10 protein-coding genes and 1 pseudogene are annotated in these 16,580 nt (G+C 70.1%); 4 read left to right on the forward strand and 7 right to left on the reverse strand.

Annotated elements, in window-relative coordinates; translation table 11 throughout:
* Positions 1 to 205 precede the first annotated feature (205 nt).
* Positions 206 to 433, forward strand: coding sequence for a ferritin family protein (locus ACFYZE_RS09335; RefSeq protein WP_388990459.1), 228 nt, complete (start codon positions 206 to 208; stop codon positions 431 to 433).
* A 137-nt stretch (positions 434 to 570) separates the two neighbouring features.
* Here the strand turns inward: ACFYZE_RS09335 and ACFYZE_RS09340 are convergent, their stop codons facing one another.
* Entirely contained in the window at positions 571 to 1,245 is a 675-nt protein-coding gene (locus ACFYZE_RS09340; protein WP_388990461.1) for a helix-turn-helix domain-containing protein, read from the reverse strand.
* A 6-nt stretch (positions 1,246 to 1,251) separates the two neighbouring features.
* Positions 1,252 to 1,986: a CBS domain-containing protein gene (locus ACFYZE_RS09345; RefSeq protein WP_388990463.1), complete on the reverse strand. Its 735-nt coding sequence runs from the start codon at positions 1,984 to 1,986 to the stop codon at positions 1,252 to 1,254.
* A gap of 548 nt (positions 1,987 to 2,534) precedes the next feature.
* On the opposite strand from ACFYZE_RS09345, the gene ACFYZE_RS09350 reads away from it, so the two are divergent.
* The gene (locus tag ACFYZE_RS09350; RefSeq protein WP_388990465.1) at positions 2,535 to 2,834 is read left to right on the forward strand and encodes an SHOCT domain-containing protein; all 300 of its coding nucleotides are present in this window, start codon (positions 2,535 to 2,537) and stop codon (positions 2,832 to 2,834) included.
* A 128-nt stretch (positions 2,835 to 2,962) separates the two neighbouring features.
* On the opposite strand, the gene ACFYZE_RS09355 is transcribed toward ACFYZE_RS09350, so the two are convergent.
* A complete protein-coding gene (locus ACFYZE_RS09355; protein ID WP_388990467.1) occupies positions 2,963 to 5,614 on the reverse strand; it encodes a WD40/YVTN/BNR-like repeat-containing protein in 2,652 nt (883 codons plus the stop codon).
* Between the two features lie 414 nt (positions 5,615 to 6,028).
* On the opposite strand from ACFYZE_RS09355, the gene ACFYZE_RS09360 reads away from it, so the two are divergent.
* Together ACFYZE_RS09360 and ACFYZE_RS09365 are read left to right on the forward strand one after the other, a co-directional pair.
* Complete coding sequence (locus ACFYZE_RS09360; RefSeq protein ID WP_388990469.1) at positions 6,029 to 7,009, forward strand: LysR family transcriptional regulator; 981 nt, start codon at positions 6,029 to 6,031, stop codon at positions 7,007 to 7,009.
* 146 nt (positions 7,010 to 7,155) lie between these two features.
* Positions 7,156 to 8,757, forward strand: coding sequence for a M4 family metallopeptidase (locus ACFYZE_RS09365; RefSeq protein WP_388990470.1), 1,602 nt, complete (start codon positions 7,156 to 7,158; stop codon positions 8,755 to 8,757).
* Between the two features lie 74 nt (positions 8,758 to 8,831).
* On the opposite strand, the pseudogene ACFYZE_RS09370 reads toward ACFYZE_RS09365, so the two are convergent.
* From ACFYZE_RS09370 to ACFYZE_RS09385, 4 genes and pseudogenes are all read right to left on the reverse strand, one after another.
* Positions 8,832 to 9,041: pseudogene (locus ACFYZE_RS09370) on the reverse strand (FAD-dependent oxidoreductase); the annotation flags it as partial.
* 146 nt (positions 9,042 to 9,187) lie between these two features.
* On the reverse strand, positions 9,188 to 11,458 hold the full coding sequence (locus tag ACFYZE_RS09375; RefSeq protein ID WP_388990472.1) for an ATP-binding protein: 2,271 nt from the start codon (positions 11,456 to 11,458) through the stop codon (positions 9,188 to 9,190).
* A 354-nt stretch (positions 11,459 to 11,812) separates the two neighbouring features.
* Complete coding sequence (locus ACFYZE_RS09380; RefSeq protein ID WP_388990474.1) at positions 11,813 to 12,628, reverse strand: intradiol ring-cleavage dioxygenase; 816 nt, start codon at positions 12,626 to 12,628, stop codon at positions 11,813 to 11,815.
* A gap of 255 nt (positions 12,629 to 12,883) precedes the next feature.
* On the reverse strand, positions 12,884 to 16,549 hold the full coding sequence (locus tag ACFYZE_RS09385) for a LamG-like jellyroll fold domain-containing protein (protein ID WP_388990476.1): 3,666 nt from the start codon (positions 16,547 to 16,549) through the stop codon (positions 12,884 to 12,886).
* Positions 16,550 to 16,580: the final 31 nt, after the last annotated feature.

The raw sequence follows: 16,580 nt of genomic DNA on the forward strand, positions 1-16,580 counted from the left end.
TGCCAAGTCCAGGCCGTCGCTGCGGCGCTCCTCCCACCAGCGGTTCCTTGATGCGTTCGGCGGTGTGCGCACTGGCGCCGGCCTCGCGCCGGAGCCTCGAGCTGCGGCGGTCCACACCGGCGAAGGAGGACGAGTGCGGTGTCGACGTCGTACCGCGGAGCCATGGAGGGGGTGGGCTCCGTCTTCACCGTCACACAGGCGCGGCATGGCGGCAGCCGAAGCGGTGCCGGCCGGCCTCGTGCGCAGCACCAAGGAGAACCTGCGCAAGGCCATCACCGGGGAGCACGACGAGGCCACCAACCTGTACCCGGGGTTCGCCGCCCAGGCCGCCGCCGTCGGTGACACCACCGCCGTCCGCTTCGTCCGCGACACCGCCGCGGACGAAGCCCGCCATGGCACCGCCTTCCAGCAGGCCCTCGACCGGTGGCGCTGACCGCGCTCTGCGCACTCCGGAATCGGCCGGGTCCTCCACCGCGGCACTCGGCCGGTCACCGCTTCCCAGCTGGAACGGTCCGCTGATCGTGAACTGCCCGACCGCAATCGCACATGAGTCGCGGATCGTCGCTGTCCTCACACGGTGATCCGGCGCCCGGTGATGCTGAGAGGTTCGATGCGGATCCACAGCTCCCGTTGCCCGCCTGCCCAGGGTGCGCTGTACGCCTGTTCCTCCAGCCGCCGTACGGCGTCGGGGTCCGTCACGCCTCGGGCGTGTCCGCGCACCAGGACGCTCCACCCCTGGCTCAAGGCTCCGTCGATGTGATCGATCTCGAAGGCCACCTGAGAACCCGACGCCTGCACAGGTACCGCGTGCGGCTGCGTCCTGAAGACGAGCGTGCCCTCCACGACGCTGTAGTTCACAGGGACGACCACCGGTCCCGAGGCGGTGGTCACCGCGAGTCTTCCCACGCCGTGCGTCGAGAGCAGCTCCCGGCACTCCTGCGCGGTCAGTTCCGTGAACCTCGGGTGCCGGCCTGCCTGTCCGAGGCCGGGCGGCAGATCGACGTCGCCGCCGGAGAGGTCCCGGACGGTGGTCTCGAGTGCTCCGGCCAACCGTAGGAGGGAGGCCGCACTCGGTGCGGCGGTGGGCTGCTCCTCGAGGTACCGGAGGTAGCCGGCAGCCATTCCGGCCCGATCGGCCGTCTCCTCCCGGGTCAAGCGGAGTTCCTCGCGCCGCTTGGCGATTCGGCGTCCGAGGTCACCGGTCGGGTTGCCTCCCGCCGCGTTCGGCGACGTCTGTGCGGCCACAGCCCGTCACCTTCTCTCAGAGGTCGCGCGTCCGGTCGTGGGCGAACTGTGCGGTGACCGCCCGCCGGACGACAGGCGGGAGTCGTCGAACCGGTAGGTGAGCTGGTCGATGACCGTGACCACTCCGTCGGTCTGCCGGGTCATGGAGACGGCGATCTCCGTCTCGCTCTTGCGTTCCAACTGTCCGGTGAGTGTGACCACGCCTTCGACCACGAAGACGTCGATGGTCATGGGTGGCAGCCGCAGTGTGCGGACGAGAACTTCCTCGATCACCTCGTCGCGGATCTCGGCGTCGGGACGCAGGAAGACCTGAAGCAGGTCCCGGCGGGTGACGATCCCGACGAGCCGGTCCTCCTCGTCCAGTACGGGCAGCCGCTCCACGTGGTGGTGCGCCATGGTGCGCGCGGCTTCGGCGATGGTCTCCTCGGCGTGAACGGTGACGGGCGGTGCGGTCATGAGCTGACCGGCGGTGAAGGCACTGGACTTGGCGGCCTGCCGGTGCGCTCTGGGTGCGACGAACCGGAAGCGACGCCTGGGCTTGTCCCTGTCGGAAGCTTCCGACTGCCTGGTCACCAGATCCGTTTCGGAGATGACGCCGAGGACCTTGTCGTCGTCGTCCACGACGGGCAGTCCGCTGATCCGGCGGTCCGCGAGGAGCCGCGCGACCTCCTTGAACGGAGTGCGGTACTCGGCGCGGACGACATCCATGGTCATCACGGAGCCGACCTTGTTGTGCTTCATGTCCGTTCCCTCCTCGGCGGAACCGGCGCAGATACGGGTCCTGGGGCGTGCGGGGCAGCAGACGTACGCGCGCGTCGAGCACGGTCACTGCGCCCGGTGCGGCGAGGACGGGGTCGAAGCCGGCCTCCGCCGGCTGGGGCAGATCGCTCGTGGTCATCCGGTTCCACGGGCCGGATGCACACGGTGGTCCGCGAGCAGGGCGTGGATCTGCGGGCGGCTGGGTGTGCCATCCGTCATCGTGCTCTCCTCCAGCCTTTCGACATTTCGAGCATCCGCGACTTTTCCGGCGATCACATGGGCTGACCGGGGTGGAATGCGGGCCGGTCGGCCCTGAAATCGGGCGAGGATGACCGGGTCGTCGTGGCCGTCGCTGGGACTGTGGGCCGCGAGGGTCGTGCACAGATCTTCCACGGGCAGATGGGCTCGGTGGCCCTGGAGCAGGGCCGTCCGGCCCGTCGCCCTTTCCCCCAGAGGCGAGCGACGATGGATCTCGAGAGATCTGCCGCCGCGGGCTCGTGCCCGGGAGGACCTGGGAAGGTGAGGCGGAAATGATGTTCTGGTACGGCCACGGCATGAACGGCTGGGGCTGGTTCGTGATGTCGATCGGCACGCTGCTGTTCTGGGCGCTGCTCATCATCCTCGGCGTCCTGCTCTTCCGGGCTCTGGTCCGCCCCACCCCTCCCGGCGGATGGCACGGCACCTGGCAGAAGACGCCTCCGGGCAGCGGCCCCGAGCAGATCCTCGCCGAACGGTACGCACGCGGCGAGATCGACGACGAGGAATACCACCGCCGTCTGGCCACGCTCCGTGGATCACCCGCAGACGCAGGCAGACCGTCAGCCTCGTAGCCTGCCGCCCCACCGACTCCGGAACCCGAAGCCGACGCTTCCGCACTGCGAAGAGTGACCGTCGGGCGCCGTGCTTCTGCGCCGTGTCCGGGAATGCGCGGCACAGCGCAGAAGCAGCCGGTGTGGCGTTACGGCGTCTGTGTCCTCCAGATGCCGCGGCCGTGCGTGGCCACGTACACCTGGCTGCCGTCCGGGCTCGGCGAGAGGTAGACCGCCGGCGAGGTGGGCAGGTTCGTGCCCAGGCGCGCCCAGTGGCCCGCCGAGGTGCTGGTGAACACGCCCAGGTCGGTGGCGACCACAAGGGTGCCGTTCCTGGTGATGAGCGCCGCGTTGGCCGGGGCGTCCGGGAAGGAGTCCGTGGCCGCAGGGTCGCCGCTGATGTCCGTCCAGGTCGTCCCGCCGTCGGTGGTCTTCCAGACGTGGCCGTAGCCGGCGCCGGGGCCCTCGTTCCAATGCCGCGAGAAGCCGTTGATCACCGCGTAGACCGTTTTGCCGGAGGCGTCGGACGGGTCGATGGCCAGACCGGAGATGTAGCGGTTCGGGAAGGCGGTGGGCAGGCTCACCTGGTGCCAGGTGCCGCCGTAGTTCGTGGCGATGCCCCGCCCGAAGGTGCCGTCGACCTTCGAGCAGGGGCCGCACCAGGCCGCCCACGCCACGTGGCCCCGGCTGGCGACCGCCGAGGCGGAGTGGCCGGCGCCCAAGTCGTACAGCTTGGTCCAGTCGGCGCCGGAGGTGCTGTTCCACGTCTTGGTGTTGCCCCACACGTACTGGCCGCCCGCGACCCACAGGCCGTTCGGGTCGGTCTCGTCCGCGCTGAACGGGGCGATGAAGCGGGCGCCGGGGTCGCCGGGCGCGATGTCGGTGATGACGTCCTCGGAGCCGTCGTCGCTCGCGGTGTAGCCGCAGTTGTTCGTGATCTGCAGCGCCAGGTCGACGTACTCGCCGACCGTCTGGCAGCCGTTGGCGGGATTGACCAGCTGGTCGCCGCCGTCACCGCCGAACGGGGAGACCATCTCGCCGTCCGGGTTGAGCTGCTGCCCCTGGTAGGTGGCGCCCTTGGGCGCGAGGAGCGAGACGCCGTTGTCCTGCAGGCCGCCCCAGACGGCGTCACCGCTGCCGTCGGTCATCCGCCCCGCACGCACCGAGTAGTACTGGAGGTCGCGCAGGGTGCCGGACTCGTTGAGGTTGCGCCATCCGGCGGTCGTCTGCGTGGTCGGGCGGGCGTAGGCGCCGCCGTCGTTTCCGACGAACACCTCCGGCGTGCTGCCCTTCCACTGCGAGAAGGCGAGGGCGTGCTGGTCGGAGTGCATCACGTCGCCGTCGCAGGTGTTCGCGGCCGGCTCGTACGAGAAGCACGGCATACCGAAGTTCCAGTACCGGCCGATCGCCTTCCAGGTCGCGCCGCCGTTCCGGGACTCGAACATCTCCTCAAGGCCCAGGTAGACGTGGTTCGGGTCGCTCGGGTCGACCGCGATGACCTGGTCGTACCAGGCCTGGGAGCCGGGCTGGTAGCCACTGCCGATCTCGTTGACCTTCATCGCGGAGCCGCTCGCGGACAGCGACGAGGAGGTCGCGATCTGCTGGAACGGGCCACTCGCGTTGCCGCTCTGGCTGACGTACACACCGGCGAGGACGGAGTACACCCCGGAACCGGAGGACTTGTTGAGGAGTTTCGGGGACTCCATCGAGACGTACAGCCTGCTGCCGTCGGCCGCGTAGGCAAAGGCGGCGTTGCCGATCTCGGCGGGGTTGATCGCACCGGTCGGGTTGGCGCGCTTCCAGGTGGTGCCCGCGTCGTCGGAGTAATAGAAGCCGTTGTAGTCGGCACCGCTCCGCCAGGCCACATTGGCCAGCAGCTTCCTTCCGTCGCTGCCGGACTGTACGGCGATGTCGTTGGCGATGTCCGCGTAGTGGCCGTCCACCCCGCAGCTCACGCCGCTGATGCCGACGCCCGCGCAGGGAGCGAGGACCTTCGTCCAGACGGAGGACTGGCCGGCCGACAGCGGGCGCCGGAAGACGCCGTGTGAGGAGGCCGCGAAGACGTACCCGGCGGCCTTGTCGAAGGTGAGGGTGTGGATGGAGGCGGAGTCCAGTTCCGTGCCGCCCACCTTGTCGCTCTCGCTGAAGGTGCCGGTGACCGGGTCCGCGAGCCGGTAGACGCCGCTGCCCAGGTAGTTGTCGGAGGCGGTGGTCGCCTCGCCGGTGGCCAGCCACAGCGAGCCGTCGGGTGCGACCGCGAGGGCGCCCACGGACAGGGCGGGCAACCGGTCGGCGATCGGCGCCCAGGTCTTCCCGTCGTCGCTGGAACGGAACACACCGCCGCCGGCGGCGCCCGCGTAGACCACGCCCTGGTGCGTCGGATCGGTGGCCAGGGCGGCGATCCGGCCCGCCGAGTGCCCCGCGCCGCCACCGGAGTTGGAGGCCGACTGGTCTCGGTAGTGCAGCGCGTCCTCGTTGTACGGGGAGGTGGTGACCTCGGACCAACTGCCGGACCTGACGGGCATGTTTTTGATGTGCGCCCAGGCGTCGGCGTAGGCGCCCGACGCGATCTCGCCGCTGGGCGAGAGCCTCGGCTCGTTGAACGCGTCGAGGGACTCCATGAGTTCATGGGACTCCTCGCCCGCCACGTCATGGCGGCTGGAGTCCGTGGCGCTCGCCCCGAACGCGGCGACGGGTCCCGTCCCCGCTATCAGAAGTGCGGCGGCCGCGGCGGCGAGTACTCTCCTGCCACCGCTCTCCGCCTCGCGGCGCGGTCTGCGCCGTGCGGAATACACACGCATGGACTGTCTCCGGCTTCTTCGGCGTAAGTCGCGGTCGCCCCTACGACCACACTTGATCTCCTACTGCCGAGCGCCGGAACCGTACTCCCGTGCCCTCCCTCAACCACAGGGGTTTACGCGGACTTTATAGCGCAACAAAGGTAACGATTGCCAAAAATGGCCTCGTTCGCCATCCGGCCTCCCAGAGTGACGGCGTCCCTCATCACTTGCAGCGCAGCCGACCGGCTTTCCGTTACCGGAGCGTGGAGTGCGCGGCTGTCGGAGCAAGCCGTAACATTCGCACGTAGGTTTTACCGTCCCGTGGTTGCCGGCCCGACGGGTCCGTCGGATTGCTGGTCACCATGCCGTCGGATAGCTGGATACGCAGGTCACGGGGATTGCAGCGGTCCCCCGGCGCTGAGCGGGGGAATGTTCATGCACCTCGAGTTCCGGCACCTCCGTATCCTGCTCACCGTCGCCGAGGCCGGCAGCATCCGCAAGGCCGCCGCACGGCTGCAGCTCTCTCAGCCGGCCACGAGCGCTCAGCTGAAGCGGATCGAACACGAGCTGGGCGGCCCGCTCTTCATCCGCAGTGCTGACGGGGTGAAACCGAACGAGAACGGACAGTACGTCCTGCGCTGCGCCCGCGACCTCGTCGTCGGCTTCGACCGGCTGCGTGAATACGCCCGATCGGCGGCCGAGGCGGACAGAGTGGCGGCCGCGCCGCTGAGAGCGGGCGGAACCGCCGGCCCTCTGGTGTCCCTGCTGGTCTCCGCCCTCTTCGAACTCGTCCCGGAACGCCGGCTCACCATCGATGCCCGCCGTTCCGTGCACACCCTGGTGAAATCGCTGAGCCAGTCGAAATGCGACATCGCGGTGTTCGGCGAGTTCCCCGGTTTTCCCCTTCCGGTCGGCGAGTCGGTGGCGACCCGCACCTTGCTCCGCGAGCCGGTCTTCGTCCTGCTCGCCGAAGACCACCCGCTGGCGTGCCAGGAGATGGTCAGCCTCCGTGATCTGGCGGACGAGGACTGGGTCATGCCGGAGGCGGACGAGAGCGGCGTGCACGCGTACCTTCATCTCACCTGCCGGTCGGCGGGATTCACTCCGCGCATCGCCCATGTGACCCCGGACCTGTCCGTGGCGCAGATCCTGGTCGCCGGTCGGCGTGCCGTCTGCGGCGTATGGCCGACTGCCGATGTCTCCGCCCGGGGCACTGTGCAGCGGCCGCTCGTGGACGTCCCGTTCCACCGGCGGCTGCTGCTGGCCTGGAACACGGCATCGGTTCCGCCCGGGCTCGCCGACGCGGCGGGCGAGCGACTGCTGGCCGCCTATCTGTCGCTGGTGCGGCAACGGCCGCGGTATCTGGCCTGGTGGGAGGGCGGGGGAGAGGAGTTCGCCCTCGGCGAGGGCAGGTGACAAGCCGGGCCACGGGTCTCCCTGCCCTATAGCTCCGCAGTTGTATCCCAGATGAAGTCACGTCAGGGACATGCCATCTGTTGAACACTTCGCGTCAACGTCCAAGGACGTCGTCACCCCACGACGAGCGAAGGAATCACCCCGTCATGTCCCGTCCTCTTCTTGCTCTTTCCGCGATGGTCGCCGCCGGCGTCATCACCACTGGTGCGATGGCCATACCTGCGCACTCGCAGCCACAAGCAGTGCAGCGCGGAACCTTCGTCCGCGACACGGCGATATCCCAGGCCAAGGCGAACGTGACCCGGCACGCCGGCACCTTCGGCTTCGGTGCGGGCCAGACGCTCCAGGCGAAGGACGTCGTGATCGACGCCGACGGCACCCAGCACGTCCGCTTCGAGCGAACCTACCGCGGCCTTGCTGTCGTCGGCGGCGACTTCGTCGTCCACCAGAGAGCCGACGGCTCGTTCAAGGGATCCACCCGCGCCCAGGCCCACACGGTGGCGCTCAAGTCCGTCACTCCCGCCGTCGACGCCAGGGGCACAGCGGCCGGCGCCCTGAAGCGCGCGCACGGGTTGGTCCGGCAAGCCAAGTCCACTCCCGAGCTGATCGTGTGGGCCGCCGACGGCACGCCGCGTCTGGCCTGGCGCACCACCGTGCAGGGCCTGGGCGACAAGGGACAGCCGCACGGCGAGGTCTTCGTGACCGACGCCACCACCGGCGCGGCGATCGAGAACTACGACGCCGAGCGCGAGGCGACCGGCACCGGCCACTCCGAGTACACCGGTGATGTCGGCATCGACACCACCCAGCAGGCCGACGGCACCTTCGCCCTGATCGACCCGGTGCGCGGCCACATCACCAAGGACGCGCACAACCTCTCGTCCTCGTCCCTGAAAAGCTCCTCCGGGACCCTGTTCACCGACGCCGACGACATCTGGGGGGACGGCAAGAGGTTCTCCACCGACCGCGCCACCGCCGCCGTCGACGCGCACGCCAACACCGCGGAGACGTTCGACTACTACAAGACGACCTTCGGCCGCAACGGCATCAAGAACGACGGCCGCGGCGCCACCGTCTTCGTCCACGTCGGCACGAACTGGGACAACGCCCAGTGGTCGGACTCCTGCTTCTGCATGATGACCGGCGACGGCAACGGCACCACCGACCCGGAGCAGGTCGACCTCGACACCATGGGCCACGAGATGACCCACGGCGTCACCTCGGCCACCGCGAACCTGCGCTACAGCGGCGAGTCCGGCGGCCTGAACGAGGCCACCAGCGACATACTCGGCACCATGGTCGAGTGGTACGCCGACAACCCGGTCGACACCCCCGACTACCTGTTCAGCGACCAGTCCACGCCGCCGTGGCTGCGCCGCTTCGACAAGCCGTCCCTGGACGGCCGCTCCGCCGACTGCTGGTCGAAGTCGGTCGGCCGCCTCGACGTGCACTACTCCTCGGGTGTCGGCAACCACTGGTTCTACCTCGCGAGCGAGGGCAGCGGCGCCAAGACCATCAACGGCGTCTCCTACAACAGCCCCACCTGCAACGGCTCCACCGTCACCGGCATCGGCAACCAGAAGGCCTCCGCCATCTGGTACCGGGCGCTGACCGTCTACATGACCTCCACCACGGACTACAAGGGCGCCCGCACGGCGACTCTGAACGCGGCGAAGGACCTCTACGGCGCCACCAGCGCCGAGTACGCCGCCGTGGCCGCGGCCTGGAGCGCGGTCAACGTCCTTTGACGCACCCGCGTACGGCCCCGGCGCCGCAGCGCCGGGGCCTGCCTTCCTTGTCACGGCTCAGCGGATGGCGGGGCTCACGCGGTGTGGATCTCCAACGAGGCACGCACGGCCGACTCCACGGCTCCCTCGATCCAGGCCGGCTTGACGGACGTGTGGTCCCCCGCGAAGTGCAACGGCCCCTCGGGCGCGGGGATCACGGGAAGAAGCTCCGTGTGCTGGCCGGGCAGGAGCACGGACGCCTCCCCGTAGGCGTAGGGGTCGCGCAGCCGGCTACGGATCAACCCGCCCAAAGCCGAGCGACGCCACTGGTCGGTCGAGGACGAGGTGGTCGTCGTCGGCAAGGACTGACGGCACGAGGCGAGTGGCTCGGGTCGGCTCTCCCGGCCACCGCCTGGAGAGGGCGCAACGGGGGTGCGGAGCCGGTGACACGTCACCCGGACATGTGCCCGTCCTTGGTCCGTGCGGCCACCCATAAGGCGATCTGCGTGCGCGACCGCATGCCCAGCTTGTCGCGCACCTTGTCCAGGTGCGTGGCAACCGTATGCGTCGAAAGCCCGAGCCGCTCCGCGATCTGCCGGTTGGTCAGCCCGCCGGCGACGAGCTCGGCCACCATGAACTCCCTTCCGGTGAGCCTGGGCCGGTCGTCGACGACCTCTGCGGTGTCGGCCGTCGCTCGGCGGTCCTCGTTCCCTGTCCGCAGCGCGTACGCGACAAGCCGATCCCCGCGCAGTCGGCGGCCGCCACTGACGGCTGCTTCCCGGGCGGCTGCCGGCAGCCCTGTCCTGGCACGAGCCACCGTGCGCTCCACCTGGTGTCGCCACGGAGCCTCCGACACGGTGTCGAGTCGGCGGCGCTCCTGTGCGCTCGCCTCGTACAGCAGGAGGGCTCGCCGCATGTCACCGCTTTCGGCGGCCACGAGAGCCAGACCCTCCACCGGGTAGAGCGCGTGAAAACTTGCTTCGGGGACGATCCGCAGCACCTCGGCGAAGAGCGCCTCGGCACTCTCCAGATCCCCCAGAGCCAGCCGCACGGCGCCCGCTGTGTGCAGAGCGGCCGCGACCCGGCTCCAGGGGGCGTGCTCCCTGAGCACGGGCAGGCAACGGGACATGAGGATGTCGGCCTCCAGTTCCCCGCCCGCCTGCAGCAGCGCCCATGCCAGGTGATGGGTGCACCACGCGGTGTCCTGCGGTCTGCCCAGCGTGGCGACGACATCAAGCCCCTCGCGCAGATCCGCGACGGCCGCGGCGAACTCCCCTCGGCACAGCCGCGCCGCGGCCCGCGCGTCCAGGGCGTTGGCAAGTCCGGCGGGGTGATCGCGGGTGCGCTCCATGGCCACCGCCTGCTCACCGAGGCGCAGCGCCTGTGCCAGGTCGGCCCGCTGGCAGGCCACGCGCGCGGCAAGCGCAGGTACCGCTCCGCCGAGCGCTCGGCCGCCGGTTCTCCGAAGCAGCCCCGTCAGCAGCGCGTGGGCGGCTGACGGCTGTTCCTGCTCGTAGCGCACACGCGCCAGTTCGAGCTCCAGCCGTGGGTGCGCGGCACCGTCGCGGACGGCGGTGCCGGCCAAGGCCGCCGCGAGATTGTCCCGCTCCCCGGCCAGTGGGCTGCCTGCCTGGTCGGGGAACACCTCGTCACCGGCCCGTTCAGCCAGCCCGTTCAGCCACTCGAGGACCCGGCGCCTGGTGACGTGCAGCTCGCCGGATGCGAGCAGGCGCTCCAGGGCGTAGGCGCGGATGGCGCTCAGCTGTCTGAATCGTGCGGTCCGCGCGTCTCCTGAGAGACGTGCGATCAGGGACTTGGCCTCGAGGGCACACAGGATGCCGAGTATCTGCGGCGGAGCGATACCGTCACCGGCGCAGACCGCCCGCGCCGCAGCCGTGTCGAACCCGCCGACGAAGACCGCAAGACGCCGGAAGACCGCCTGTTCGGCCGGATCGAGCAGCCGGTGGCTCCAGTCGATCGCCGCGGCCAGCTCGCTGTGGCGCCCTGGCCCGGTCCTGTGTCCGCCCGTCAAGAGGGACAGCTGGGACATGTGGTCGTCCAGTCCTGCCAGGATGTCACTCAGCGGAAGAGTTCCGGCCCGGCGTGCCGCCAGCTCGACGGCGAGCGTCAGGCCGTCCAGCCTGCGGCAGATCTCGGCGACCGTCCGGCCGTTTCCGCGGTGGAGCGTGAATCCTGGTGAGCGGCTCGAGGCCCGTTCGACGAACAGCCGGACGGCGTCCGCCCGCAGAAGGGCCACCGGGTCGTCTCCGGTGTCGGCCGGCGGCAGCGACAGCTCACCGACCCGGAGCACGGTCTCCGCGGGCACCCGCAGGGCCTCTCGACTGGTGGTCAGGATCCGCAGCCGGGGGCAGTGACTCAGCAAGGTCGCGATCAACCGGGCGCACGGCTCGGCCAGATGCTCGCAGTTGTCCAGGATCAACAACCGACGGGCGTCGCCGATCGCGTGCACCAGGACGTCGACACCGGATCGTCCCGCCCGTTCCCCCACGGCCAGCGCGGCGGCGACGGACTGTGCGAGCGCGGTGCCGTCGTGCAGCGCGTCGAGTTCGACCAGATCGACCCGCCCGTGGCGGACGGGCAGGCCCTTGGCGAACTCCAGAGCCAACCGCGTCTTGCCGACGCCGCCGGTACCGGTCAGGGTCAGGAGCCGGGACGCCCTCAGCAGGGTGCGCAACCGCGACAGCTCCGCCCGTCGGCCCACGAAGGAGTCGAGGGCCCGTGGCAGACCGCGGCCCTGGGCGCTCGGGGAGGCGGCGCTCTGGGCGGACGGTGACGCGCCCGTCTGCGCCCCGCGGGTATCGCGGTGGGCCGAGCGCTGCCTGAACGCCCGTTGCCTGCATGCGCCGGAGCAGTAGCGAGCCGGTCGACCGCCGAGCGGTCGACCGGTCAGCGGTGCACCGCACACCTCACATGTCATGCTCCGGTCATCCCCGATTCCGCGTCGCCCATTCCGACGCCGGCACGCGACGCCGAGCGGCGGGCGTGTGCGGTGGACCGCCGCAGCGGCGGTAGCCGGCATCGTTGCAGCGGACCGGCCACCGCTCCGGCGGGAGCGTCAGGGCACGGCGTCGGGCTTGACGCCGAGCACAACGGTGCCGGTCACTCCCTTGCCGAGGTCGCCGCCGACTTGTGTGAGGGTCAGCAGGGTGGAGGACCCGCCGTTGCGGTAGATGCCGTCCCTGGCGTTGAGTGTGCGGGTGGCGGTGTTGTTCCGGTAGGGGGTCAATGTGGCGACCCTGCTGTTGTACGTTTCCGGGAAGTAGAGCTGGCCGGTGTGGGAGACATGGCCTCCCTGGTACCTGCCGCCGGTGACGGTGCCGCCGACATGCGTCTTGACGTGGATGTGGAGGGCACGGCCGACGTACCAGCCGGGGTAGATGGTGGTGAATTCCGCGACGCCGGTGGAGTCGGTCAGTTGCACACCGCGCAGGAAGGTCGTGTCCGGGGTGGAGCCGCCTGCCACGTATCCGGAGTAGACGCCGAGGGCGTCGCAGTGCCAGATGTCGACCGCCGTGCCGGGCAGCGCGGAGCAGGTCGTGGTGTCGATCACCTTGACGCGGAGGGTGAGCGGCACGCCCGGCCTGCCCTCGGTGATGTCCTTGCGGACCGTCTCCAGGTCCAGGTAGTAGGGCCCCTCGGTCTGCTCGGGCGTGAGGACGCAGTCGGCGGCCGGCCCGGCCGGGGGCCGGGCCTCGTTCTTCCGGTCTGCCGCTGCCGTCGCCTGCGCGGCCGTGAGACCCAGAGCGGCCGCTCCGAGGGTCGCACCGCCCAGTGCGGCCATGACGGTCCTGCGGGTGGCGCCGACCGGCCCGTCGGCCGGCTCGGGGCCGGGCTCGCGGTCTGTGGAATGGGGGCGGGGGGTGTCAGTCATGCTGTGAGAATGGCGCGTGCGGCAGCCCGGTGGGATCGATCGGATGACCGGTGAATCGGCCGCGTTACGAAACTCACCGCGCCGACGCGCCGACCTCCGCCTGGCTGCCGGACGCAACGCAGAGCGTGGCTCTCGAAGGGCACCGGGGCCCGTGACGGACCCAGGCGTCTGCTTGGGGCGCCGGCGGGCCGGCCGGAGCTGTGCGGTGGCTCACTGCACTCGCCCGGTGCGGCCGGCCCGCCGGTGGTGATCACTTCATCGGAGCTCCCGTGCGTAGGGCGCGACGGTGATCCGGTCGATCAGCGGTGCGTAACGGGAGCGGAGCAGGATGCCGGGGAAGGTGTCCGAGGCGTAGGTGGTGCCGTCGAAGTTCGGCAGTTCCTCGGAGCGGAAGGTGATCGTGTTCCGTCCCTTCGTGAGGTGGACCGGGACGGTCAGCTCCCAGAAGTTGTTCTGGTGGAAGGTGTGGGGGAAGCTGACGCGTCGCGTGTCGCCGCCGTTGACGGTGATGTCGGCGTGGCGGGCGAGCGGGTCGGGGTTGTAGTGGGTGGCTTCGGACTGTTCGGGGTTGGAGTAGCGGATGCGGAGCGCGTAGAGGCCGGTTCGGTCGGCGTCCACGGTGAAGGTCGCGGTGTTGCCGTTGCCGGGATCGCCTCCGATGCCGGTGATCGCCGTGCCGTCGGTGGCCAGAGAGAGCGGGGTGAGTGTGGCGGAGCCCGTGAGCCTGGCGTCCTGAGCCTCGTAGGTACGTGCCGTGAGGGTGCCCTCGGTCGGCGTGACCGTGAGGCGGTCGACGAGGGTGGCGGACGAACCGCCGGTGAGTGTCACCTTGTTGATGCCGCCCGAGAGGGAGACCGCCACGCTTCGGCGGCCCCGGGTCACCTGCGCGACCTCGTGCCCGTTGACGGAGAGCCGGGCGTTCGGGGCGCCGAGGGTGTCGACGCTCAGGGTGGCTTCCCGGTCGGCGGGGGAGTAGACCCAGAACGTGGCCGTCCCACCTCGCGGAAGCCGGGCCGCGCCCGAGCCGGTGGGAGGGGTTCCGGCGTGTTCGGACAGGTCGTAGACGGGCCGTGCCCCGCCGCCCAGCCAGGCCAGTTCGCCCTCGTACACCTGGGTGGTGGCCGAAGGCGCGGGCAGGGAGAGGGTGAGGCGGTCGACGATGGCGTCGCCCTTGGTGGCGCGCTTGCCGTCGAGGCTCTTCGCGGCGAGCGTGAGGGTGTGCTTGCCCCTGGTGAGGTGGACCTTGGTGTCGGTGTGGTCCCAGACCACCCACTTGTAGCCCAGCGGCAGGTAGAGCTCCTGCTCGCTGTCCGCCTCGCCGTCCACGCGCAGGAAGACGTTGGTGGGGCCCTGCTCCTTGACCTTGTCGAAGGTGTTGAGGGAGCTGGCGAAGACACTCAGGTCGTACGTGCCGTCCTCGGGCACGTCCACGGTGAAGCCGAGCGTGATGTCGGAGCCGGTGCGCAGGCCGCCCACGTCGTAGCCACCGGAGGTGTAGAACTTCGACACGTCGCGGGGAGAGCCTTCCGGGCCGTTCCTGGAGTAGCCGGACCCGGTGTGGGCGGCGTCCTCCGCCTCGTACGACGCCTGCCAGCGCACGGGCGGGGACTGTGCGCCCTTCGCCTTGCCGGCCGGGCTGAGGACGATCTCGTACGCCGAGGACTCCTTCAGCTTCGGCAGCGCGCCGTCGCCGAAGTCGACGACGACCTTGCCGTCGTCACCGACCTGGAGGTTCGTCTCCGTGAGCAGCTTCGGGCCTGAGGAGTCGCCGATCTGCCCGCTCCACTCGATCTCCCGGACCCAGGCGTGCACGCGGTCCCCGAAGACCGCCTTCGGGACATTGCCGAACGTGATGTGGCCGTCGCCGGTGGATCCGCCGAAGAGCAGCCGCGCCTGCCGCTTGTCCCTGTCGAGGGTGGCGACGCCCTGCATGGTGTAGTTCTGGCCGGGGAACGGCGGTGTCACCTTCACGGTGTGTCCGCTCATCGAGGCGTACGAGTGCAGCAGCCACCACTGGCCGTTGCCGCGGCCCGCCTGCACGGCGGAGTCGGAGAGGTTGCCGTCGATGTTCCAGTACGCGATGTCGGCGTCCACCTTCGACTCCTCGATCGCGGAGGCCCACTGGATCATCTGGCCGGGGACGGAGGTGTGGTAGTTGAAGGCGTACTCGTTGATGTTGATCGGGAGTTGGGTGCCCTCACGACCGGTTCCCTTGAACAGTTCCTTCTCCCACGCCCGGTACTTGGCGACGTTGGCGCGCACCGCCTCGGGATGGCTCAGCTCGTGCCAGGTGATGACGTCGGGGAGAGTGCCGGCGGCCAGGGCATGGATGAGGAAGCCCTTGACCTGGTCGTAGAGAACGCTGGTGTTGGGGCCGGCGATGCGGGCCTTCGGCATCTTCCCCTTGATGAGCCGGTAGACCTCGTCCCAGGCGGCGAAGTAGTCGTGCGGGTCGTTGAGCCAGCTGACCTTGTCGTAGCTCCACTCGCCGGTGCCGAACATGTTGCCCTCGGGCTCGTTGAACGGCACGAAGACGATGTTGTCCTGGTACTTCGCCGGTAGCCGCAGGACCTGGTCGACCTGCCCCGCGATCTTCTCCTCGTAGCGCTTGAGTTTCTCCTCGGGCGTGTCGCCCGGCCACTCGTACGGGAAGCCGCGGTGGATGTCGGTCATGTAGATGTACACGTCACCGTCGGTGGAGTCGGCCAGCGGCCCGACCACATCCAGCGCGTCGGCACCGGGGTGCTGCGGGCCGTCCTGCGCCTTCGTGGAGACCGTGCGCAGGCCCATGCCCTCGATGAGGTTGTTGGTCGGCACGCCCGGTCCGTACACGCCGTACAGGGTGCCGGAGGCGCCGCCGTGGAAGGCGCCGGTGTCCGAACCGAGGTCGACATCCAGCTGTCCCTCGCGGACGACGGTGACGGTTGTCTTCACCGCGCGCCCGGCCGCCGTTCCCGCCACCGTGAAGGTCCCCGGCCGGGCGTACTTCTCGGAGGGTACGGCGTCCCAGGAGATCGGCGTGTCACGGTCGTAGCCGTCGGAGAAGGAGGAGCGGACGGCGGCCGGGAGAGCCGGGGCTGTCCCCGTCGCCGTACGGGCTTCGAAGGACGTCTGCGAGAGCTGCTGGAGGGTGGGCACGTGCCCGACCGTGCCGGCCACCTGCTCGGGGGTGAGCGCGGTGTGCCACACGGTGAAGTCGTCGATCGCGCCCTTGAACAGCGGGTCCGGGTAGAAGGACTTGCCGATGTAACCGGCGGCCGTTGCGGAACTGTCCAGCAGGTCCCTGGCCTTGACGCCGGTCGCGGCGGAGGAGACCGCGACGCCGTCGAGGTAGGTGGTGACGCGCTGGGCGGAGCTGTCGAGGGTGACGGTGACGGTTCGCCACTGGTCCGCGGGAAGCGCCGCATAGCCGCTCACCTGAGCCTCTGCGCCGCCGCCTCCGGTGGTCACGGCGGTGCGCAGCACACCGCCGTTGTCGGACGGGGTGGCGAAGAGGTACTTCGTGGTGTCGGTGCCCAGGTCGAAGATCCTTTGCCAGGACGAGTCGGCACCGCTCCACTTCACGCGGGCGGAGACCGTCAGGTCGGCCGCGTCCCCGAGCACTTCGCGGGGCAGACGGACGTACGCGCCATGGGAGTCGGGCGCGCCGCCGGGCAGGGCCAGAGCGCTGCCGCCGTCCGCGCCCGCGACGGACTGGGCGGTGGAGCTGTTCACCAGGCTCGCCGTGAGGCCGTTGCCGGAGCTGTCGGCGATCCTTCCGGAGGCGAGGTCGTCCTGGTCGAAGGTGTAGTGGGCAGCGGGCTGGGGCGGGTCCGCCGCCTGTGCGGGGACGGCCGGCGTGGTCAGCAGGCCCGCGCCGAGAGCCACGGCCACGGCGGCCGGGGCCCGGCGTGGCCGGGCGGGTCTGTCAGCGGATGACATCGATCGCGTCCTCAATCCCTTGAGTGAGCAG

It is taken from the genome of Streptomyces sp. NPDC001796 (assembly GCF_042892355.1).
Lineage (GTDB): Bacteria > Actinomycetota > Actinomycetes > Streptomycetales > Streptomycetaceae > Streptomyces.

What these genes read in the sequence shown, in the direction of transcription:
- ACFYZE_RS09360 (WP_388990469.1), top strand. Translation starts at nt 6,029, where the DNA reads ATGCACCTCGAGTTCCGGCACCTCCGTATCCTGCTCACCGTCGCCGAG.
- ACFYZE_RS09345 (WP_388990463.1), bottom strand. Translation starts at nt 1,986, where the DNA reads ATGAAGCACAACAAGGTCGGCTCCGTGATGACCATGGATGTCGTCCGC.
- ACFYZE_RS09385 (WP_388990476.1), bottom strand. Translation starts at nt 16,549, where the DNA reads ATGTCATCCGCTGACAGACCCGCCCGGCCACGCCGGGCCCCGGCCGCC.
- ACFYZE_RS09355 (WP_388990467.1), bottom strand. Translation starts at nt 5,614, where the DNA reads ATGCGTGTGTATTCCGCACGGCGCAGACCGCGCCGCGAGGCGGAGAGC.
- ACFYZE_RS09380 (WP_388990474.1), bottom strand. Translation starts at nt 12,628, where the DNA reads ATGACTGACACCCCCCGCCCCCATTCCACAGACCGCGAGCCCGGCCCC.
- ACFYZE_RS09350 (WP_388990465.1), top strand. Translation starts at nt 2,535, where the DNA reads ATGATGTTCTGGTACGGCCACGGCATGAACGGCTGGGGCTGGTTCGTG.
- ACFYZE_RS09335 (WP_388990459.1), top strand. Translation starts at nt 206, where the DNA reads ATGGCGGCAGCCGAAGCGGTGCCGGCCGGCCTCGTGCGCAGCACCAAG.
- ACFYZE_RS09365 (WP_388990470.1), top strand. Translation starts at nt 7,156, where the DNA reads ATGTCCCGTCCTCTTCTTGCTCTTTCCGCGATGGTCGCCGCCGGCGTC.